At 62.4% G+C, this 19,941-nt stretch carries 21 protein-coding genes, 1 tRNA gene and 1 pseudogene; all 23 read left to right on the forward strand.

Going from position 1 to position 19,941, the window contains the following annotated elements; all coding sequences use genetic code 11:
- Window position 1 precedes the first annotated feature (1 nt).
- The 23 genes and pseudogenes from RIN56_19270 to RIN56_19380 all read left to right on the forward strand — a co-directional run bounded on the left by RIN56_19270 (window position 2) and on the right by RIN56_19380 (window position 19,899).
- Window positions 2-1,435 carry an Rne/Rng family ribonuclease gene (locus RIN56_19270; GenBank protein ID MDR7868942.1) on the forward strand — a complete coding sequence of 478 codons (1,434 nt, stop codon included), beginning with the start codon at window positions 2-4 and terminating at the stop codon, window positions 1,433-1,435.
- A gap of 166 nt (window positions 1,436-1,601) precedes the next feature.
- On the forward strand, window positions 1,602-1,916 hold the full coding sequence (gene rplU, locus RIN56_19275) for a 50S ribosomal protein L21 (protein MDR7868943.1): 315 nt from the start codon (window positions 1,602-1,604) through the stop codon (window positions 1,914-1,916).
- Between the two features lies 1 nt (window position 1,917).
- Window positions 1,918-2,238: a ribosomal-processing cysteine protease Prp gene (locus tag RIN56_19280; GenBank protein ID MDR7868944.1), complete on the forward strand. Its 321-nt coding sequence runs from the start codon at window positions 1,918-1,920 to the stop codon at window positions 2,236-2,238.
- Between the two features lie 5 nt (window positions 2,239-2,243).
- A complete protein-coding gene (gene rpmA, locus RIN56_19285; protein ID MDR7868945.1) occupies window positions 2,244-2,537 on the forward strand; it encodes a 50S ribosomal protein L27 in 294 nt (97 codons plus the stop codon).
- A gap of 103 nt (window positions 2,538-2,640) precedes the next feature.
- Entirely contained in the window at window positions 2,641-2,859 is a 219-nt protein-coding gene (locus RIN56_19290; protein MDR7868946.1) for a Spo0B domain-containing protein, read from the forward strand.
- Window positions 2,860-2,920: 61 nt separating this feature from the next.
- On the forward strand, window positions 2,921-4,192 hold the full coding sequence (obgE, locus tag RIN56_19295; GenBank protein MDR7868947.1) for a GTPase ObgE: 1,272 nt from the start codon (window positions 2,921-2,923) through the stop codon (window positions 4,190-4,192).
- Window positions 4,193-4,264: 72 nt separating this feature from the next.
- Window positions 4,265-4,546 (forward strand): annotated as a pseudogene (locus tag RIN56_19300) (YhbY family RNA-binding protein).
- 370 nt (window positions 4,547-4,916) lie between these two features.
- Entirely contained in the window at window positions 4,917-6,041 is a 1,125-nt protein-coding gene (gene proB / locus RIN56_19305) for a glutamate 5-kinase (protein MDR7868948.1), read from the forward strand.
- A 13-nt stretch (window positions 6,042-6,054) separates the two neighbouring features.
- On the forward strand, window positions 6,055-7,308 hold the full coding sequence (locus RIN56_19310) for a glutamate-5-semialdehyde dehydrogenase (protein MDR7868949.1): 1,254 nt from the start codon (window positions 6,055-6,057) through the stop codon (window positions 7,306-7,308).
- Window positions 7,309-7,602: 294 nt separating this feature from the next.
- Complete coding sequence (locus tag RIN56_19315) at window positions 7,603-8,691, forward strand: efflux RND transporter periplasmic adaptor subunit (protein MDR7868950.1); 1,089 nt, start codon at window positions 7,603-7,605, stop codon at window positions 8,689-8,691.
- A gap of 13 nt (window positions 8,692-8,704) precedes the next feature.
- Window positions 8,705-9,382, forward strand: coding sequence for an ABC transporter ATP-binding protein (locus RIN56_19320; GenBank protein ID MDR7868951.1), 678 nt, complete (start codon window positions 8,705-8,707; stop codon window positions 9,380-9,382).
- A gap of 12 nt (window positions 9,383-9,394) precedes the next feature.
- Window positions 9,395-10,609 (forward strand): ABC transporter permease, encoded by a 1,215-nt coding sequence (locus RIN56_19325; protein ID MDR7868952.1) that lies wholly within the window; start codon window positions 9,395-9,397, stop codon window positions 10,607-10,609.
- A gap of 52 nt (window positions 10,610-10,661) precedes the next feature.
- Complete coding sequence (locus RIN56_19330; GenBank protein MDR7868953.1) at window positions 10,662-10,805, forward strand: hypothetical protein; 144 nt, start codon at window positions 10,662-10,664, stop codon at window positions 10,803-10,805.
- 256 nt (window positions 10,806-11,061) lie between these two features.
- Complete coding sequence (gene nadD, locus RIN56_19335; GenBank protein ID MDR7868954.1) at window positions 11,062-11,676, forward strand: nicotinate-nucleotide adenylyltransferase; 615 nt, start codon at window positions 11,062-11,064, stop codon at window positions 11,674-11,676.
- Window positions 11,677-11,816: 140 nt separating this feature from the next.
- The gene (locus tag RIN56_19340; GenBank protein MDR7868955.1) at window positions 11,817-14,732 is read left to right on the forward strand and encodes an ABC transporter substrate binding protein; all 2,916 of its coding nucleotides are present in this window, start codon (window positions 11,817-11,819) and stop codon (window positions 14,730-14,732) included.
- Window positions 14,733-14,858: 126 nt separating this feature from the next.
- The gene (locus tag RIN56_19345) at window positions 14,859-15,200 is read left to right on the forward strand and encodes a hypothetical protein (protein MDR7868956.1); all 342 of its coding nucleotides are present in this window, start codon (window positions 14,859-14,861) and stop codon (window positions 15,198-15,200) included.
- Window positions 15,201-15,644: 444 nt separating this feature from the next.
- Complete coding sequence (locus RIN56_19350; GenBank protein MDR7868957.1) at window positions 15,645-15,902, forward strand: RNA-binding protein; 258 nt, start codon at window positions 15,645-15,647, stop codon at window positions 15,900-15,902.
- Between the two features lie 145 nt (window positions 15,903-16,047).
- Complete coding sequence (gene yqeK / locus RIN56_19355) at window positions 16,048-16,617, forward strand: bis(5'-nucleosyl)-tetraphosphatase (symmetrical) YqeK (GenBank protein MDR7868958.1); 570 nt, start codon at window positions 16,048-16,050, stop codon at window positions 16,615-16,617.
- A 51-nt stretch (window positions 16,618-16,668) separates the two neighbouring features.
- Window positions 16,669-17,670, forward strand: a complete 1,002-nt coding sequence (locus RIN56_19360; protein MDR7868959.1) for an LCP family protein — start codon at window positions 16,669-16,671, stop codon at window positions 17,668-17,670.
- A 175-nt stretch (window positions 17,671-17,845) separates the two neighbouring features.
- The gene (rsfS, locus tag RIN56_19365) at window positions 17,846-18,190 is read left to right on the forward strand and encodes a ribosome silencing factor (protein ID MDR7868960.1); all 345 of its coding nucleotides are present in this window, start codon (window positions 17,846-17,848) and stop codon (window positions 18,188-18,190) included.
- A gap of 4 nt (window positions 18,191-18,194) precedes the next feature.
- Window positions 18,195-19,130 carry a S1-like domain-containing RNA-binding protein gene (locus RIN56_19370; GenBank protein ID MDR7868961.1) on the forward strand — a complete coding sequence of 312 codons (936 nt, stop codon included), beginning with the start codon at window positions 18,195-18,197 and terminating at the stop codon, window positions 19,128-19,130.
- On the forward strand, window positions 19,087-19,698 hold the full coding sequence (locus tag RIN56_19375; protein ID MDR7868962.1) for a Fe-Mn family superoxide dismutase: 612 nt from the start codon (window positions 19,087-19,089) through the stop codon (window positions 19,696-19,698). Before RIN56_19370 ends, RIN56_19375 begins: the two co-directional genes overlap by 44 nt.
- Window positions 19,699-19,823: 125 nt before the next feature.
- Window positions 19,824-19,899: transfer RNA gene (locus RIN56_19380), tRNA-Ala, on the forward strand.
- Window positions 19,900-19,941 lie beyond the last annotated feature (42 nt).

Consider the following 19,941-nt stretch of genomic DNA (forward strand, 5'->3'; position numbering starts at 1 on the left):
AATGGCCAAGACAATTATCGTCAACGCCGTGCCCGAGGAGACCAGGATGGCCCTTATCGAGGACGGCGAACTGGCCGAGGTCGCGATCGAGAGGACCCAGAGCGGCCACATCGTCGGCAGCATCTACAAGGGAAAAATCCAGAACGTCCTGCCCGGCATGCAGGCGGTGTTCGTCGACATCGGCCGCGAACGCAACGCCTTCCTGTACGTCGGCGACCTCGGCGGCAAGACCCGCCGCAAGGGCGAGACCTACACCACCGGCCGGGAGCTCGTCGTCCAGGTGGCCAAGGAGGCAATCGGCAGCAAAGGGCCGCGCCTCACCACCCACCTCACCCTGCCGGGACGCTACGTTGTGCTCATGCCCACCGTCGACTTTGTCGGCGTATCGCGGCGCATCGGCACGGCCGACGAGCGCAAGCGCCTCAAAGACCTGGCCGCCAAGGTACGGCCGAAAGGCATGGGCCTGGTGGTGCGCACCGTCGCCGAAGGCCGCAGCGAGGACGACCTGCGCAAGGACTGCGAATATCTCGTCAACCTGTGGAAATCCCTGGCGGCGCGCAGCAAGATGGTCAAAGCGCCGGCCCTCCTCTACCGCGACGTCGACCTCCTCATCCGCATCGTCCGCGATTACTTCAGCGACGATGTCGAAAAATTCGTCCTCGACAACCGCGAGGCCCACACCCGCGTGGCCGAGCTGCTGCGGGCCGTCTCCCCCGAACTGCTGCCCCGCCTGGAGCTTTACGAGGGCGACGAGGACATATTCGCCCGCTACCGCCTGGAGGGGGAGGTGGAGAAGCTCAGCATGCGGCGGGTCGACCTCAAATGCGGCGGCTACATCGTCATCGACCGCACCGAGGCCCTGACCGTCATCGACGTCAACACCGGCAAGTTCGTCGGCAAAACCAGGCTGGCCGACACCGTCTTCGCGGTCAACATGGAGGCCGCCGCCGAAATCGCCCGCCAGCTGCGTCTCCGCGACATCGGCGGCATCATCGTCTGCGACTTCATCGATATGGACCGCGAACAGCACAAGCAGGCCGTGCTCACCGCCCTCAACGAAAACCTCCGCAAGGACCGCACCCGCACCAACGTCGTCGGTCTCACCGGCCTCGGCCTGGTCGAGATGACCCGCAAAAAGGTCCGCCAGGACATAACCACCGTCCTTAACAGCCAGTGTCCGTGCTGCGAGGGCCGCGGCTTCGTCCGCTCGCCGGATACGGTGGCCGCCGCCGTAAGGCGCCAGCTCCGCCAGATAGGCAAAGCCCAGCCGGCCGCCCACGGCCGCGTCGTCGTCCAGGTGCATCCCCGCGTCGCCGAAGAGCTGCAGCGGCCGGGGGAAGTCGAGCGCCTGTCCCAGGAAACGGCCCGCAGGATCACCGTCGAAGCGGTTGCCGACATGGACATGGAGGCATACTCGGTCATTAACAAGGATTAATTGACAATCTTTCCGTACTATGATAAAATTTTATTCCGTAGGCGGCTAAGCCCGCCAATGGTTCCCGAAACCGCTCGGAAAAGGCTCTAGAAATCTCTTAGGCTGGTTATCAAAAGCCGTAGAGTGCCTTCGATGGCGAGTCCAACTAATGCTGGGAGGTGTAAATGTGGTATACGCAATCATTGAGACCGGCGGTAAACAGTATCGCGTCAGCGAAGGCGACGAGGTGCTCGTCGAGAAGCTGGAAATTGGCGAAGGCGACTCCGTGACCTTCGACCGCGTTCTGGCCGTCGTCAAAAAAGGCGAACTGGTCGTAGGCACGCCGGTAGTTTCCGGCGCCAAAGTCACCGGCAAGGTAGTCGAGCACGGCAAAGGCAAGAAGATTCTCGTCTTCAAGTACAAAGCCAAGTCCAACTATCGCCGCCGTCAGGGCCATCGCCAACCGTTCACCAAGGTTGTCATCGAAAAAATCAAAGCCTAACATGGTCAGGATCGACATCTACCGCGACGCCGCCGGCGCCATCGCCGCTTTTGCGGTCAACGGGCACGCCGGCACCGCCCCGCACGGACAGGATATCGTCTGCGCAGGCGTGGCGGCCCTCACCCAGACAGCGGTGCTGGGGCTGGAAAGGCACCTCAGACGGGATATCGACCTGGACATCGGTTCCGGCAAACTGATACTTAAACTCAAAGGCGCCGCCGACGCGTCGACGGACGCCATCCTGGAAACAATGCTCCTCGGCCTGGCCGAGATCGCGAAACAAAGTCCGCAGAGTGTTCGCATAACCGAACACAGGAGGTGAAGGCAATGTTCAAATTCGATCTTCAACTGTTTGCCCATAAAAAAGGCGTCGGCAGCTCGCGCAACGGCCGCGACAGCGAGTCCAAACGCCTTGGCGTGAAACGCCACGACGGCCAGGTAGTGACCGCCGGCAGCATCCTCGTCCGCCAGCGCGGCACCCACTTCCACCCCGGCAAGAACGTCGGCATCGGCAGGGACGACACCCTGTTCGCGACAGTCTCCGGCAAGGTGGCCTTCGAGCGCAAAGGCCGCGATAACCGGCAGATCAGCGTTTACCCGGTAGAAGAAGCAGTAATGTAGTAACCTGAGTGCCCGCGGTAAAGCCGCGGGCACTGTAATTTTGCAGGATTTTTGCCTTGACGGCGCGAAGGGTAACATACTGTTTCGCCGGGAGGTGGAGCCCATGGCTGACGACGTTTGCGAGGAACTGGTAAAAGCGCTCAGGGCGCAGCGCCACGATTTCATCAACCACATCCAGGTAGTCCACGCACTGCTCCAGCTCGGCCGGACCGAAAGGGCCCTCGCCTACCTCGACGACCTGGCCAAAGACCCCGAGCTCGTAGCCGGGCCGCTCCGCCAGCACACCAGGCAGCCTGACTGCCGACGCACCGCAGGCTTATAAAATTGCGCCCGCTGGCATATATTACATACAATGCGACGTTTTAAGAAATAAAGGTGATTCGATGTTCATAGACCGGGCAAAAATCCATGTCAAAGCCGGCGACGGCGGCGACGGCATGTCCAGCTTCCGCCGCGAGAAGTTCGTTCCCAAGGGCGGCCCCAGCGGCGGCGACGGCGGCCGCGGCGGCGATGTCGTGCTTGTCGTCGACTCCAGCCTCAACACCCTCATCGATTTCCGCTACAAGCGCAAATTCAAGGCTGATTCGGGCGACAAGGGCCAGACCAGCAACATGTTCGGCCGTCAGGCCGACAACCTCTATATCAAGGTGCCGCCGGGAACGGTGGTGCGCGACGAAGCCAGCGGCGAGGTTCTCGGCGACCTGACCGCAGAGGGCCAGGAACTGGTGGCCGCCAAGGGCGGACGCGGCGGGCGGGGCAACGCCCGCTTCGTGTCCAGCGTCCACCGCGCCCCCACATTCGCCGAGCATGGCGAGCCGGGCGACGAGCGCGGCCTGCTTCTTGAGCTCAAAGTGCTGGCCGACGTCGGCCTGGTTGGCTACCCCAGCGTCGGCAAGTCCAGCCTCCTGGCAAGAGTTTCCGCCGCCAAACCCGAGATTGCCGCCTACCATTTCACCACCCTCACGCCGGTGCTCGGCGTGGTCAGCGTGCGGGAGGGCCAGAGCTTCGTGCTGGCCGACATCCCCGGCCTGATCGAGGGCGCCCACGAGGGCAAGGGCCTCGGCCACGACTTCCTTCGCCACGTCGAAAGGACGCGGATCATAATCCATGTCCTCGACGTGTCCGGCCAGGAAGGCCGCGACCCGATCGACGATTATAACAAGATCAACGACGAGCTCAAGCTGTACAGCGAACGCCTCGCATCGCGGCCGCAGATCGTGGCCGCCAACAAGATGGACCTGCCGGAAGCGCGGGAGAACTACCCGCGGGTAGCCGGGCACATGGCCAAGGAAGGGCGGGAGATATTCCCCGTCTCCGCCGCCACCGGCGACGGCCTGCCTGCGCTGCTGGACAGAGCCTTTGCCCTGCTGGCCGAATACAAGGACGAGCCTGCCCCGACTGTCGACACCGTCGTCTACACCGCCAAAGCGGAAGAGCCTTTCACCGTCAGGCGCGACGACGACGGCGCCTATGTCGTCGAGGGCAAAGAGATCGAGAAAATCGTCGCCATGACCAACTTCGCCAACGACGAAGCCCTCCGCCGGTTCCAGCTTGCCTGGCGGCGGATCGGCATCGAAACCGAGCTCAAGGAGCGGGGCATCAAGGAAGGCGACACCGTCCGCATCAGAGGTGCGGAGTTCGAATTCAAAGAATAATAAGAGAGACCCCAGACGCTGAAAAACGACGAAGTTTTTCAGCGCCTGGGGAGGGGAAGGCGCGGTGAGCTCATGCTGACCAACAAAGAAAAACGCTACCTCAAGGCGCTCGGCGCAAAGCTGGAGCCCGTCGTGCAGATCGGCAAGGCCGGCGTCGCTCCGTCGGTGGTAGCAGGCGCAGCCGGCGTCATCGCCGGGCGGGAGCTTATCAAAGTGCGGGTGCTCAAAAACAGCCCCGCGGAGCCGGAGGCCGCCATCGTCCAACTCGCCGAAGGCGTGGAGGCCGAACTCGTGCAGGTCATCGGCCGCAACGGCCTGCTGTTCAAGCGCAACGCCGAAAAACCGAAGATCGAGTTTCCCGTAGCCGGTGCAGCCGCGCCGGCCGCCAAGGCCGCCCCGCCGCCGGCAGAGCGGCCGGCGAAACCAACGCCGCGGGGCGCGGTCAAACCGGCCGCCGCAAGAGCCTTCGGCCCAAAACCGCGCGGTGCGGCAACGCCTGCCGGGGAACGAGCTTTCGCGCCTAAGCCGCGGGGCACGGCCAAACCGGCCGCTGAAAAAGCCATCGGCCCAAAACCGCGCGGTGCGGCAACGCCTGCCGGGGAACGGGCCTTCGGAGCAAAACCGCGCGCCACAGGCAAACCGGCCGCGGAAAAAGCCTTCGGACCGAAGCCGCGGGGCGCGGGCAAGCCGGTACCGGGGCTGAAAAAAGACGGGAGAGAGAACTATGCTTACCAGGCAGAGCCTGGGAGAGGCCAAGCGGATCGTCGTCAAAGTGGGAACAAGTACGTTGACCCACAGCACCGGCAAGCTCAATCTGCAGGGAATCGAAAAGCTGGTGCGGGAACTGTCCGATCTGGCAAACCAGGGCAGACAAATACTGCTGGTCACGTCCGGCGCAGTGGTGGCGGGCATGGACCGGCTGGGACTAAAAGAAAAACCTAAAACCATCCCCGAGAAACAGGCTGCCGCGGCCGTGGGCCAGGGCATCCTCATGCATACCTACGAAAAACTGTTCGGCGAATACGGCCAGGTTGTCGCCCAGGTCCTGCTGACGAGGGAGGACTCGGTCAACCGCAGCCGCTACGCCAACTCCCGCAACACCCTTATGACGCTGCTGTCGATGGGGGTCGTGCCGGTTATCAACGAGAACGACGCCGTCGCCATCGACGAGTTGAAGATCGGCGACAACGACACCCTCTCCGCGATGGTCGCCAGCATCGTCGAGGCCGACCTGCTCATCATCCTGTCCGACATCGAGGGCCTCTACACCGCCAACCCCCAGACCGACCCGGCAGCGACGCTCATCCCCGAGGTCGCCGACATCACGCCGGCGCTCGAAGCCCTGGCCGGCGGCCCCGGCACCGACAAGGGCACCGGCGGCATGTACACCAAGATCCAGGCCGCCAAGATCGCCGTCAACACCGGGGTCGTAATGGTCATCGCCTCCGGGGCGCGCGGCGGGGTGGTGCGGGAGATACTGAGCGGCGCGCCTGTCGGCACCATCTTCCTGCCGAAGGTCAACCGCCTGCAGGTCCGCAAGCGTTGGTTGGCGTTCGGGGCCCGCATCCGCGGCGCGGTCACGGTCGATGCGGGCTGCGAGCAGGCTATCCTGCGGGGCGCGAGCCTGCTGGCCGCCGGCATCACGGCGGTCGACGGCGGCTTCGAACATGGCAACACCATCCGCATCCTCACCGCCGGAGGGCGCGAAATCGCCCGCGGCATCGCCAACTACAACGCGGCCGACACCCGCCGGATAATGGGCGTCCATACAAACGCGATCGCCGAGCTGCTGGGCGGCAAGCCCTACGACGAGGTCATCCACCGCGACAACATGGTTTTGCTTGTCTGAGGAGGGATTTTACATGGATTATCTGGCCGAACTTACAGAGAAGGGCGCAATCGCCAAAAAAGCGGCCGCCAAGCTGGCCATAACGCCGGCGACGGTCAAAAATAAAGCGCTGCTCGCCATGGCCGACGGCCTAGAGGCGGGCGCAGCGGCCATCCTGGCCGCCAATGCCGAGGATATGGCCGCCGGGCGGGCCAAAGGCATGTCCGCCGCGTTGCTCGACCGTTTAGCGCTCACCACGGCGAGGATCGCCGACATGGCCGCCGGCCTTAGGCAGCTCGCCGCCCTGCCCGACCCCGTCGGGGAGACGATCGAAGGCTGGCAGCGGCCCAACGGCCTTGCCATCGCCAAAGTGCGGGTGCCGCTCGGCGTCATCGGCATCATCTACGAAGCCCGTCCCAACGTTACCGCCGACGCCGCCGGCCTCTGCCTGAAAGCCGGCAACGCCGTCATCCTGCGCGGCGGCTCGGAAGCCATCAACTCCAACCTGGCGGTGGCCGGCATCCTGTCCGCTGCGGCCGAAGCCGCCGGAGCGCCGGCCGGGACCATCCAGCTCATCGCCACCACCGACCGCGCGGCGGTCAACGCCATGCTCAAGCTCAACGAATACATCGACGTCATCATCCCCCGCGGCGGGGCCGGCCTCATCCAGACGGTCGTGGAAAACAGCACCGTGCCTGTCATCGAAACCGGCATCGGCGTCTGCCACGTCTTCGTCGACGCCAGCGCCGACCTGACGATGGCCAGGGATATCGCCTTCAACGCCAAAGTATCCCGTCCCGGCGTCTGCAACGCCATGGAGACGCTCCTCGTCCACCGGGCGGTCGCCGAGGACTTCCTGCCGCCGATGCTGGCCGCCTATCGCGCGGCCGGGGTGGAGGTGCGCGGCTGCTCCGCAACCGTCTGCTACCACCCTGACGTCAAAAAAGCCGTCGAGGCCGACTGGGCCACCGAGTACCACGACCTCATCGTCTCCGTACGGGTGGTGAACAGCCTCGCCGAGGCGCTCGACCACATCGCCGCCTACGGCACCCGCCACTCGGAGGCCATCGTCACCAGCGACCTTGAGAGCGCCCGCCGCTTCCAGGCCGAAGTCGACGCCGCCGCCGTGTATGTCAACGCCTCCACCCGCTTCACCGACGGGTTCGAGTTCGGCTTCGGGGCGGAGATCGGCATCAGCACCCAGAAGCTCCACGCCCGCGGCCCCATGGGTCTGCGCGAACTGACGAGCATCAAGTACCTCGTCAACGGCACAGGGCAGATAAGATAACCGTCTAACACCCCCGGAAAGAATACCGGGGGTGTTTTTTCCTGTTGTCACATATTTACCACAAAGAACATGTATCATTAAATGAAGCAGGCAGGCGCGAAACCGCCAGCTGTCGCCGATTCCGCGGCATTTCCCGCCGTTTCCATATTTCACACATTTTTCACAAATACCCGCAATACCTTATATTACAAGCCCTGGACGGCATTGGCAGGGCAGAAGGCGCTTCGTTACCCGATTGACTAGTCAGTCAGTCGTGTGTACACTGAAAGTAGAAAGACGCAGGGGGTGCTTGCAATGCAGGCCATATGGCAGAAAATCCGGCAATACAAGTGGTGGATCATCGCCCTGATCGTCCTGGCGGTGGCGGCCAAATTCGGCAGCGACTACTACGCCAAGAGCAGCAAACCGGCGTTCACCGGCACCGTTGTGGCCGTCGAACGCGGCGACATCCAGTCGCTGGTATCGGCCACAGGCACGATATCGCCGGTCAACAGCGTCGACGTAAGCTCGAAAATAACCGGCCGCATCGTCGAGGTCAAAGTCAACGAAAACGACACCGTCAAGGCCGATCAGGTTCTCATCCTGCTCGACGACACCCGCTACCGGACCACCGTATCCCAGTCTGAAGCCAAGCTGGCCAACGCCGCCGCCAACTTCGAACGCGTCAGCCGCCTGGCGGCCATCGGCGCCCTGTCCACCCAGCAGCTTGACGCGGCCCGCATGGAATATCAGGTGGCGCAGGCCACCCATGACGACGCCGTCTCCCAGCTCGAGGACACCGTCATCAAAGCGCCGATCGCCGGCATCGTCATCGGCAAACCCATACCCGCCGGCCAGACGGTGGCGCCCGGCATATCCAGCCCGATGGTGCTGATGACCATCGCTGACATGTCCAAAATGCAGATCTCCGTCCAGGTCGACGAGTCGGACGTCGGCCGGGTGAAGAACGGCCAGAAGGTCAGCTTCACCGTCGACTCCTACCCCGGCAAAACTTTCACCGGCGTCGTGTCCAACGTTTCCAACAAAGCGACCATCACCCAGAACGTCGTCTATTACCCGGTTACCGTCGACATCGACAACCCCGAAGGGCTGCTGAAGCCGACGATGACCGCCAGGGTTTCCGTCCACGTGGGCGAGAGCAAGAACGTCCTCATCGTGCCGCTGTCGGCGGTCAAACAAACCAAAGGGCAGCAGTACGTCCAGGTCATGAAAGATGGCAAAACGCAGAACGTGAACATCACGCTCGGCCTGGCCAGCGACGACAGGGTGGAGGTAGCCAGCGGCCTCAAGGAAGGCGACCAGATACTGCTGTCGGCCACCAAGCCCCAGACGACGCAGAGCGGCCCGCCGGGAGGCGGCAACCCGCTGCGCGGCATCCGTTAAGGGGGAGAGCATCATGACCATCGCCCTGCGCGATATCACCAAAATATATCAGATGGGCGACACCACCGTCCACGCCCTGGCCGGCGTCAGCCTCGACGTGGCCGCCGGCGAGTTCACCGCTATCATGGGGCCGTCCGGTTCCGGCAAGTCCACTCTGATGAATATCCTCGGCTGCCTTGACCGGCCGACCGGCGGCTCGTACCTCCTCGACGGCGAAGAAGTGGCCACGCTGAGCGACGACGCCCTGGCCGTAATCCGCAACCGCAAGATCGGCTTCGTATTCCAGAGCTTCAACCTCCTGCCGCGCATGTCGGCCCTCCAGAACGTCGCCCTGCCGATGGTCTACGCCGGGGTGGAGAAAAACGCCAGGCTTGAGAAGGCCGCCTGGGCTATGGGCCTCGTCGGCCTGGGCGACCGCCAGCACCACAGGCCCAACGAGCTGTCCGGCGGCCAGCGCCAGCGGGTGGCCATCGCCCGCTCGCTTGTCAACGACCCGGCCATCATCATGGCCGACGAGCCCACCGGCAACCTCGACACCAAATCCGGCACCGAGATCATGGCGATCTTCAACGACCTCAACGCCCAGGGCCGGACGGTCGTGCTCATAACCCACGAGCCGGACATCGCCGCCTGCGCCAAACGGGTGGTCCACGTCCGCGACGGGAAAATAATCCGCGACGAGCGGAATTAAGGAGGCGGCGTCGTGTTTTGGGAAAGCGTCCTCATCGCCCTCGAAGGCCTGAAGGCCAATAAACTGCGCGCCTTCCTCACCATGCTCGGCATCATCATCGGCGTCGGCGCCGTCATCGCGATGGTTTCGATCGGCATGGGCGTCAGGCAGAAGGTCGAAACCTCCATCGCCGGCCTCGGTTCCAACCTCATCATCGTCATGCCAGGGGCGACCACCCCTTCCGGCGTCCGTCTGGCGGCCGGCTCCAGCACCACCCTCACCAACGCCGACGCGCAGGCCATCAACCGGGAGATAGCCGGCGTCAGCGCGGTGGCGCCCAGTGTCCAGCGCTCCTACCAGCTGGTGTACGGCAACCAGAACTGGACGACCAACGTCCTCGGCACCACCCCCGAGTATCTCGAGGTGCGCAACTTCGCCATCGCCGCCGGGACGATCTTCTCCAGCAAAGACATCGACACCCGCTCGCGGGTGGCCGTCATCGGCCAGACGGTGGCGACCAACCTTTTCGGCGAGTTTTCGCCCCTTGGCCAGACCATCCGCATCAACAAGGCTCCCTTCCGGGTCATCGGCGTCCTGGAGGCGAAAGGCCAGTCCTCCATGGGGCAGGACCAGGACGACACCGTCATCGTGCCCCTTACCACCGCCCAGGAGCGCCTGCTGGGCGTCACCTGGCTGCAGAATATCAGCGTCCAGGCGGACAGCCCCGAAGTAATCGACAAAGTTCAGGAAGACATCACCACCCTGCTCCGCACCCGTCACCGGCTGGCGCCCGGCGTGCCCGACAACTTCACCGTCCGCAACCTGGCGGCCGTCATGGCCACCGCCCAGGAGACCACCAGCACCATCACCCTCCTGCTCGGCAACATCGCCGCCATCTCACTGGTCGTAGGCGGCATCGGCATAATGAACATCATGCTGGTGTCGGTGACGGAAAGGACGCGGGAGATCGGCATCCGCAAAGCGCTTGGCGCCACCTTCAACAACATTCTCCTCCAGTTTCTTATCGAAGCGGTCGTCATCGGCGTCACCGGAGGCCTCATCGGCATCGGCGTCGGCATGGCCGGTTCCTACGCCATCTCCTACTTCGCCGGCTGGAACACCGTCGTTTCGCCGCTGTCGATCATCGTCGCCTTCGTCTTCTCGGTCCTGATCGGCCTGTTCTTCGGTCTCTACCCCGCCCGCAAAGCCGCCCTGCTCGACCCTATCGACGCCCTGCGGTACGAATAAAAAGGCAGGTTTTATGGTATAATAACAAGAAAAGGATGCGGGAGCGGAGCGCATGGGTTATATCTACGCCCTCTGGAACTGGCTGAAAACCGACAAAACGCGGCGCGACTTCATGGACTACGTGCGGGCCGCCGTTATCATCGCCGCCGTCATGGCGATGGTGAGAATAATGCTCGACATGATCAGCACATTTTAACAAAATGTACAAACCGCCTCAGCCGGGGCGGTTTTTATACTGTCATCAGTTCCGGGTTGCCGAGAAAGCCCTAGATGCAAGGCGCACCGGAAAAGCGCGCCGCGCCGCGTACTTCGGAACGTACGCAAGCAAGCGCTTTGAGGAGCAACGCAGCAGATGGGGTTTTATCGGCAACCCGGCTTATATTATCCTTTCCAGCGGGACAGGCCTCTGTTATAATTATGGTGCGCGAAAGAGTGTGCGCAGAGGAGAAACAATGGACACGACGCAGAAAATCGGCATAATGGGCGGGACCTTCGACCCAATCCATATCGGCCATCTCGTCACCGCGGACGCGGTGCGGATCGAATACCGCCTCGACAAAGTGCTGTTCATCCCGGCCGCCAATCCGCCCCACAAGCAGGACTCCCAGGTCACGCCCGCCCTGCACCGCTACATCATGACCGCGATGGCCACCTACTCCAATCCCCATTTCTTCGTATCCGCCATCGAGATGGAACGTCCGGGGCCATCCTACACCATCGACACCATCAGACTCCTTCACGGACAATACGCCGGCCGGGCGAAATTCTACTTCATCACCGGCGCCGACGCCGTCTGTGACCTACCCACCTGGAACAACATCGAAGATATCCTCGACCTGTGCGACTTTGTCGCCACCACCCGCCCCGGCTGCGTCAGCGCCATCGACGACGTCATCCGCAACCTCGGGCCCAAAGGCGCGGAGCGCATCCACCGCCTGACCACCCCCGAACTGGAGATTTCCTCCACCGACATCCGCGACCGGGTCAAGAAGGGCCGGTCGATCAAGTACATCGTCCCGGAGAGCGTGGAAAACTATATACTGAAAGAGGGGTTATATCGCGGCTAACCCCTCTTTTTCCTTTATAGGGAAAAATTAAATAATTATGTAATTTATGTCGTTTTTTGCAGGAAAATCCCAGGGTAGCGGTAAAGTGTTGATTGTCGCCGTTATCGTCCGGCGTCAACTTCGCTAAGGGGTGTCGTGCCGTGGCCTTGAAGCTGCTACTCGTCGCCGTCTTCGCCTGCCTCGCCGTCCTGCAGCCCGCAGCGGCCGAACAGGCCCCCTCCCCGCCGACAGTGCTGATCCTCAACTCGTACAACAAGGGCCTGCCGTGGACGGACGAGCAGACGGACGGAATAATTTCCGTGCTGCGCGATTCCGGCGCCGACCCGATATTTTACGTCGAATATATCGACTGGAAGAACAACCCCACCCCGGAGAACCTCCGGCTCACGTACGAACTGCTCAAGACCAAATACGCCCACAAAAAGATCGACATCGTGATGGCCACCGACGATATGGCCGTAATCTTCACCCTTCAGCACCGCCGGGAGCTGTTCTCGGACGCCCCGCTCGTCTTTTCCGGCGTCTACCCCGCCGCGGCCGAAACCATGATGGCCTACGAGCCCGATGTCACCGGGGTTTACGAAGTACCCGACGTCGCGGGGACCATGAAGCTGATGGCCAGCCTCAACCCCAACCTCAAGTATATCTACCTGCTGTTCGACAACACCGAAAGCGGCGCCGTCACCTGGGTGCCGGTGGAAATGGCGGCTCCGCGCATCAAAGAGAACCTGTCGGTGGTTTCCCTCAACTACCTCACCCGCGACCAGATCGCCGTCACGCTCGGCAGCCTGCCCGACGACTCCGCGGTGCTGGTTTCGACCTATTCCCGCGACGCCGCCGATTACGTCATGGAGGTCGAACGGTACGTAAAATTCTTCGCCGAAAACAGCCGCGCGCCGGTCTACATCCTCTACGACTTCGAAACAGGCTACGGCGCGGTCGGCGGCAGCGTGTTGAGCGGCCGCCGGCAGGGGCAGGCGGCGGCGGCGCTCGCCAACAGGATCCTGGCCGGCGAGCGGGCGTCCGCCATAAAACCGGTGGACCCGCAGGACAGCAGCACCGTCGTCGATTACCGGCAGCTTGCGAAATACAATCTGCCCCCCGAGCGGGTGCCGGACGGCGCGGTATTTGTCAACAAGCCGCAGACTCTCTACGAACAACACGGCCAGGTGATCGCCGCCGCCGCAACGGTCATCGGCGCGATGGCCGCGTACATCCTCGTCCTGATAAGCAGCATTCGTCGGCGCAGGACGGCGGAGGAAAATTTGCGGACAAGCAACGAGGAACTCGGCAGCCTCTACGAGGAGATCCTCGCGTCGCAGGAGGAACTCCAGGCTCAGTACGAGTCGCTGGAGGCCGCCAAACAGGCGCTGGCGGAGAGCGAGGAACGGTACAAACTATCCCTGGCCGGGGCCAACGACGGCCTGTGGGACTGGGATTTCGTCACAAATGAGGTGTACCTGTCGGAGCGCTGCACAGAACTCGTCGGCGTTGAAAGGCAACGGGTCAGTGGTCTGGACGGGTTCCTCGCCAAATCGGTGCCGGCCGGGGAACGCCGCAAAGTTCTCGCCGCCCTGCGCAGACACCTGCAGGGCAAGACCCCTCATTTCTCCTACGAGCACAGGATACACACCCCCGGCGGCGTAAAATGGATCGTGACCAGGGGCAAGGCGCTTATGGACGAGGCGGGTCGCCCCGTACGGATGGCGGGGTCGATAACCGACATCTCGGAACGCAAAGCCAAAGATGACCTTGTCCGCCACATGGCCTACCATGACGCGCTCACCGGCATCGCCAACCGGGCGGCGCTCAACCGCGAACTCAAAGCTCTCGTCGCGGGGATTAAGGGTGACCAGGGGGGAGCGCTCCTTTTCATCGACCTCGACAACTTCAAAGGCATCAACGACACCTTCGGCCACTCCTACGGCGACAAACTGCTCGTCGTCGTCAGCCAGCGGCTGCGGAGCATCGACGACGACCGCCATTTCGTCGCGCGGGTCGGCGGCGACGAGTTCATAGTGCTTCTCGAAGGCGCCGGCCGCAGCCAGGCGGCCGAGTACGCCGACAGGCTGCTGGCCGTCTTCGCCAACCCGCTCAGCGTCAACGGCAAAAGCGTGTACGTCACCGTCAGCATCGGGTTGACCATCTTCCCCGACGACGGGACATCGGCCGAAGAACTGTTCAAAAACGCCGACATGGCCATGTACAAGGCCAAGGATCTCGGCAAGAGCCGCTACGCCTTCTTCGACCGCGGTATGGACGAACTGGTGCGGCAGAAAACGCAGATCGAGCACGATCTGCGCGAGGCCATCCCCAACGGGGAACTGCGCCTGTGGTACCAGCCCTATGTCGAGACGGCCACCGGGCGCGTATGCGGCCTCGAGGCATTGATCCGCTGGCAGCGCCCCGACCGGATGGTGATGCCGGGCGAATTTATCAAAGTAGCGGAAGAAACCGGCCTGATCGTGCCGATCGGCGATTGGGTCCTCCGCAGCGCCTGCTCCTTCGCGGCCGCCCTGCGCCGTCAGGGCGCCGGCCAGCCCGTCGTCAGCGTCAACCTGTCGGTGGTCCAGCTTATCCGCGGCGATTTCGTCCGCTGGGTGCGCGAGGTCGTCGACGAGACAGGCGCGGACCCGCGGGCCATAGCCTTCGAAATCACCGAAAGCGTGCTGATGGACAACTTCGAGGCCAACATCGACAAACTCGCCGAAGTAAGGCGCCTCGGCGTGAGGATATACCTCGACGACTTCGGCACAGGGTACTCCTCGCTTAAATACCTCCGTCAACTGCCGGTAGATATAATAAAGATCGACAAATCGTTCGTCGACGACCTCGACGACGCCGACGGCCAGCGGGAGATAATCGGCTCGATCATCAACCTCGCCCACCGCGCCCGCCAGCAGGTTGTCGCCGAGGGGGTCGAGACCGGACGCCAGCTCGAGAAACTGATAAAATTCAAGTGCGACTTCGTTCAGGGCTACTACTACAGCAGGCCGGTCGCCGAGCGCGACGTGCCCGACCTGTTGCAGCGGCTTGGACAGCGCGAGGGAAAGTGATCGCCAGTGAAAACGGGGAGCGCCCTTTTCCCCAAAGGGCCGGACCACAGCGACCGGGAAAGCCGGCGGCAGGAAATAACGGACAGGCGCCTCGCCGGCCGGGAGCCAAAACGGCGCCCGCGGGGCTTGGCCAGGCTGCTCGTCGTTGTCCTGTGCATGTTTGCCGCCGGCTTCTTCTTCGAAAACACCGTTCCGGTCCCTGACGCCGCCTGGGTTTACGTCGACCTCGGCCAGGCGGCTTACTACGCGCCCACCTACCTCCGGGACAGCGGGCGGGACACCGCCGGGCTGCTGCTGACCACCGTCGGCGAAGCGAAAAAAATGAAATACCGCCCCGACCCCGGAGCCAGGAACAGGGGCTATTTTCAGCAGCCCGGCCGCAGCATGTCGGGGCGGATACTACAGAGCCTCGGCCTCCTGCCGCCCCTTCAGAGCCGCTGGAATCGCGACGGAACATGGAACTGGTGAAAATTGCCGGGAAATAACGAAGAGCCGCGCATAGCGCGGCCTATTTTCGTATGTGCGCCGCCGGGGGGGCCTTGACGACTGCTGCCGCGAATGAAAAAAACAACATACAAAACAAAATGTGTCGAATTTTATGACTGGAATTAAAGGAAATATGCCCTGATATAGCAAAAATAAGTAATATAAGGGGGGATAATCCTAGAGTGGGGAGCGGTTTGTGCAATTGACCAATAGAATCCTCATGCCAACCGTTGATACGGTAGCACACGCCTATTCTAAGAGTATTTCAAGCAAGGCGCGAAGCGCCCGGCGCTGCCGGCCGGAAGAACGAAAGAACACCGCGCCCTTTATGTTCCCATTATAAGGCAGGCATAAAGGCTGCGAATCGGCAGATACTGAAGGTGTAAGCGATTGTCGAGTTCATTGGAAAGAGGGGTGATTCCTTTAATGGCGAAAACTCTCTATGTCGGTAACTTGCCCTGGGGCACTACGGAGGCCGATCTCGCGGACGCGTTCCGTCCGCACGGTTCGGTGATATCCAGTCGCATCATCACTGACAAAGAAACGGGCAGATCAAGGGGCTTTGGTTTTGTCGAGGTCGAGGACGCTGATGTGGACAACATGATAGCCGCGATGAACGGCGCCGAATTTGGCGGCCGCCAGGTTGTCGTAAACGAAGCCAAGCCGCGGCAAGGCAATTTCTAGTTGAAACAAGTGCCTCCTCTCGGGGAGGCATTTTATTTATCCCGGGACTTGGCTATCAGCCAGGTCCTTTCCTCTGTCCGCCGCTTTGAACAGGGGACGCAGGAATCGGTCGCATTATAGCGAATTTTAGCACAAGGTGAAGAAAATGACCGAAAAACTTCTCGGACAACTGGCGAAAACCCTGTCGCCCAAGCGCCTGGCGCATTGCCGGGGCGTCAGCGAGACGGCGGCGTCTCTAGCCGCCAGGTACGGCGCCGACATCGGCAAGGCAAGGCTGGCGGGCCTCCTGCACGACTGCGCCCGCGGCATGCCCAGCAACCTCCTATTGCAGGTCGCCGGGGCGTCTGGTATAGTGGTGAATGATGTCGAACAGCGGGAGCCCATGCTTCTGCATGCGCCGGTAGGCGCGGTGATCGCCCGCCGCGATTACGGGGTGGACGATCCGGAGGTGCTCGCCGCCATCCGTTGGCACACCACCGGAGGGCCGGCGATGGCGCTTCTTGACGAAATTATCTTTCTCGCCGATTATATCGAGCCGACAAGGTCATTTCCCGGAGTCGACCGCCTGCGGGCGCTGGCCGGGGAAAACCTCCAGGCGGCCCTGCTGGCCGCCTACGACCAGACCATGCACCATCTGCTCGCCGAGCGGTGGCTTATCCACCCGGCGACGGTCGAAGGGCGCAACGCCCTGCTTGTTAAGATGAAGACGAAATAACGACTATTAATTGGAGGCTGTTAGGAAAGCTCCAGAGAGGAGAGGGTTAATATGCGCAGCCGCCTGGACGCGACCCGTGCGCGCCGCAAGATTCGCTGGACGCGCGTGTTTCTTGTCCTCGCCGTATTCGCCGTATTTGTGACGGCTTTCGCCGGCGCCGCCCTCTACGCCTACCTTAAAGTGTTCGACACCGCCGCCGCCCCCGGCGGCAGCCCCGCGCCCGAGACCCCGAAGGCGGCCGACGCCGCGCTCGGCAATCGGGTCAACATCCTCATCCTCGGCATCGACGAAGGGGACAGCGAAACCCCCGGCGCGCCGAAACGCTCGGATACAATGATTGTCGCCAGTGTAGACCCGGCGGACGGGTCGGTGAGCCTGCTCTCCATCCCCCGCGACACGCGGGTGGCCATCCCCGGCCGCACCGGCTACGACAAAATCACCCACGCCTACGCCTACGGCGGCGCCCAGCTCGCCACCAAAACGGTCGAAGCCTTCCTCGGCGTCCCCATTAGCTACTACGTCACCATGGACTGGAAGGGCTTCGTAAGCGTCGTAGATATTCTCGGCGGGGTCGACCTGTACGTCGAGCAGGACATGAACTACGACGACCCCTACGCCGACCTGAGCATCCACCTCAAAAAAGGCTATCAGCACCTGGACGGCGAAAAAGCCGGCCAGTATATCCGTTTCCGCCACGACGAACTCGGCGACATCGGGCGGGTGCACCGCCAGCAGCGCTTCCTGAAGGCCATGAGCGACGAGATGCTCCAGGTCGGCACGCTGCTCAAGCTCCCGGCCCTCACCGCCACCCTCAGGCAGTACGTCGCCAGCGACATGCCGCCGCTCACCATGCTCAAGCTTGCCAACACCCTCAAAGGCTTCAAGGACGGCGGGCTAAAAGCCGAGCTGCTGCCCGGCAACTTCGCCACCATCGACGGCCTCAGCTACTGGGTCGCAGACAAAGAAGGCACCAAAGCGCTCGTCAAGACGCTGTTTTCATCAGGCGGCGCCAAGGTCAGCGGCGCCCTGCCCGGCCAGGCGCGCAGCAACTGACAACATAGCATGCCAGCTCCTGCAGCGCGGAAAACTCCGCCGCAGGGGCTTTCTTCTTTTCCGCCGTCGCCGCCGGCACAGCGGGACGATGGCAGGAAACGGGCATAAACAGCAAGAATAGAATATGATAGGAATGAGATTACTAAAGGCAGGCACCGATATCAGGAGGGACAGCATGACCGAAGCAAACTTGCCCGAATTGGTTGCAGCAGCGGCCAGCGACAAAAAGGCCCGCGACATCGTCATCCTCGACATGGACGGGGTTTCGCTCGTCGCCGACCACTTTGTCATCTGCAGCGCCAATTCCACCACCCAGGCGCAGGCGATCGCCGACAATATCGAAGAGCGGCTCGAGAAAGAGGGGATACCCCTGCTGCGCAAGGAGGGCTACCGGGAGGCCCGCTGGATACTAATGGACTACAGCGACTGCGTTGTCCACGTCTTCGTCGAGGAAGACCGCCGGTATTACAGCCTGGAGCGTCTATGGGGCGATGCCAAGTCACACGCCTACCAAGATTGATACCATGACAACCGACAGCGAACTCAAGCCAGGCGCCGTCCGCACGCTCACCGTGGCAAGAACGGGCGAACTAGGCGCTTTCCTCGACGCAGGCACCGGCAAAACCGCCGACGACATCCTCCTCCACCGCGCCCAGCAGACCCGCGAAGTGGCCGTGGGCGAACAGCTGCCCGTCTACCTCTACCTCGACCCCAAAGGCCGCCTCACCGCCAGCATGCGCCTGCCGCAGATGAGGGAAGGCCAGGTAGCCAGAGCCGCCGTCATCAACACCACCAAAGACGGGGCGTTCGTCGACATCGGCGCCGAGCGCGGCATCTTCATGCCCTTCGCCGGTATGAAAGGCAGGGTGCGCCGGGGCGACAAGGTCTGGATAAAACTCTACCGCGACAAATCCGGCCGTCTGGCCGTCACCATGGAAGTCGAAGACGAACTCAGGAAGGCGTCGCGGCCGGCCGCCGGCGTCAAACTCGGCGACCGGATAACAGGCTCGGTCTACAACATCACCGACGAAGGCGCCTTCCTCTTCACCGCCGACCGGCACATCGCCTTCCTCCACCACAGCGAAACCGCCGCGCGGCCCCGCCTCGGCGAGGAGATCGCCGCCCGCGCCACCTATATCCGCGACGACGGCCGCATCAACATCTCCACCAGGCCGGTCAAAGAAGCGGCCATGGACATCGACGCCGAAGCCATCCTCGCCATGCTCCGGTCCCGCGGCGGCAGCATGCCCTACAGCGACGCCACCCCGCCCGACATCGTCAAACAGAAATTCGCCATCAGCAAAGCCGCCTTCAAACGGGCCCTCGGCCGCCTGATGAAAGCCGGCCTGGCCGAACAGCGCGAAGGCTGGACATACCTTACCGAGCAACCCGACAACAGCGAAGGAGGGATTCCTCTTGGGACAACAGGCCAACCTGACCGGCACGGAGATCCTCTATAACGCCACCGACTACTCCCACCTCATCGGCATGCCCGGACTCAGCGAAACCCTGCTCAAAACCCACTTCGGCCTCTATCAGGGCTATGTCGCCAACACCAACAAACTCCTCGGCACCCTCCGCGACGCCGCGCTGACCGGCAAAACCGCCACCCCCGAATACGCCGAACTCAAACGGCGTCTCGGGTGGGAATTCAACGGCATGCGCCTGCACGAACTCTACTTCGAAAACCTCGGCGGCGACGGCGTCCTCGGCCGCGAAGGCGCCCTGGCCGCCCAGATGACTGAGGACTTCGGCGGCCCGGACGCATGGGCCAAAGACTTCAAAGCCACCGGCGCCATGCGCGGCATCGGCTGGGTCGTCCTCTACCAGGACGTCAACAACGGGCGGCTCATCAACTTCTGGATCAACGAGCACGACACCGGGCACCCGGCAGGCTGCAACCCCATCCTTGTCATGGACGTCTTCGAGCACGCCTACATGCTCGACTACGCCGCCAAACGCGCCGACTACATCGAAGCCTTCTTTCGCAACATCAACTGGGAAGCGGCCGAAGGCCGGCTGCTTTAGTGAACAGGAGGGGGGATACCGGAAGGTGTCTCCCCAAAAACTGCCACCAGAAAACCTGTTGACAGTAATTCGCCAGTTATGATATTATACTCTATGTCGGCAGGACAACCGCCGAAAGTGAATATGGGGGTATAGCTCAGCTGGGAGAGCGCTTGAATGGCATTCAAGAGGTCAGCGGTTCGATCCCGCTTACCTCCACCAGTCACGACAAAAGCTTCGCGGAAACGCGAAGCTTTTGTTTTT

This window comes from Sporomusaceae bacterium, assembly GCA_031460455.1.
Classification (GTDB): Bacteria; Bacillota; Negativicutes; order Sporomusales; family UBA7701; genus Anaeroselena.

What these genes read in the sequence shown, in the direction of transcription:
- RIN56_19270 (MDR7868942.1), top strand. Translation starts at nt 2, where the DNA reads ATGGCCAAGACAATTATCGTCAACGCCGTGCCCGAGGAGACCAGGATG.
- RIN56_19280 (MDR7868944.1), top strand. Translation starts at nt 1,918, where the DNA reads ATGGTCAGGATCGACATCTACCGCGACGCCGCCGGCGCCATCGCCGCT.
- rpmA (MDR7868945.1), top strand. Translation starts at nt 2,244, where the DNA reads ATGTTCAAATTCGATCTTCAACTGTTTGCCCATAAAAAAGGCGTCGGC.
- RIN56_19290 (MDR7868946.1), top strand. Translation starts at nt 2,641, where the DNA reads ATGGCTGACGACGTTTGCGAGGAACTGGTAAAAGCGCTCAGGGCGCAG.
- obgE (MDR7868947.1), top strand. Translation starts at nt 2,921, where the DNA reads ATGTTCATAGACCGGGCAAAAATCCATGTCAAAGCCGGCGACGGCGGC.
- proB (MDR7868948.1), top strand. Translation starts at nt 4,917, where the DNA reads ATGCTTACCAGGCAGAGCCTGGGAGAGGCCAAGCGGATCGTCGTCAAA.
- RIN56_19310 (MDR7868949.1), top strand. Translation starts at nt 6,055, where the DNA reads ATGGATTATCTGGCCGAACTTACAGAGAAGGGCGCAATCGCCAAAAAA.
- RIN56_19315 (MDR7868950.1), top strand. Translation starts at nt 7,603, where the DNA reads ATGCAGGCCATATGGCAGAAAATCCGGCAATACAAGTGGTGGATCATC.
- RIN56_19320 (MDR7868951.1), top strand. Translation starts at nt 8,705, where the DNA reads ATGACCATCGCCCTGCGCGATATCACCAAAATATATCAGATGGGCGAC.
- RIN56_19330 (MDR7868953.1), top strand. Translation starts at nt 10,662, where the DNA reads ATGGGTTATATCTACGCCCTCTGGAACTGGCTGAAAACCGACAAAACG.
- nadD (MDR7868954.1), top strand. Translation starts at nt 11,062, where the DNA reads ATGGACACGACGCAGAAAATCGGCATAATGGGCGGGACCTTCGACCCA.
- RIN56_19350 (MDR7868957.1), top strand. Translation starts at nt 15,645, where the DNA reads ATGGCGAAAACTCTCTATGTCGGTAACTTGCCCTGGGGCACTACGGAG.
- yqeK (MDR7868958.1), top strand. Translation starts at nt 16,048, where the DNA reads ATGACCGAAAAACTTCTCGGACAACTGGCGAAAACCCTGTCGCCCAAG.
- RIN56_19360 (MDR7868959.1), top strand. Translation starts at nt 16,669, where the DNA reads ATGCGCAGCCGCCTGGACGCGACCCGTGCGCGCCGCAAGATTCGCTGG.
- rsfS (MDR7868960.1), top strand. Translation starts at nt 17,846, where the DNA reads ATGACCGAAGCAAACTTGCCCGAATTGGTTGCAGCAGCGGCCAGCGAC.
- RIN56_19370 (MDR7868961.1), top strand. Translation starts at nt 18,195, where the DNA reads ATGACAACCGACAGCGAACTCAAGCCAGGCGCCGTCCGCACGCTCACC.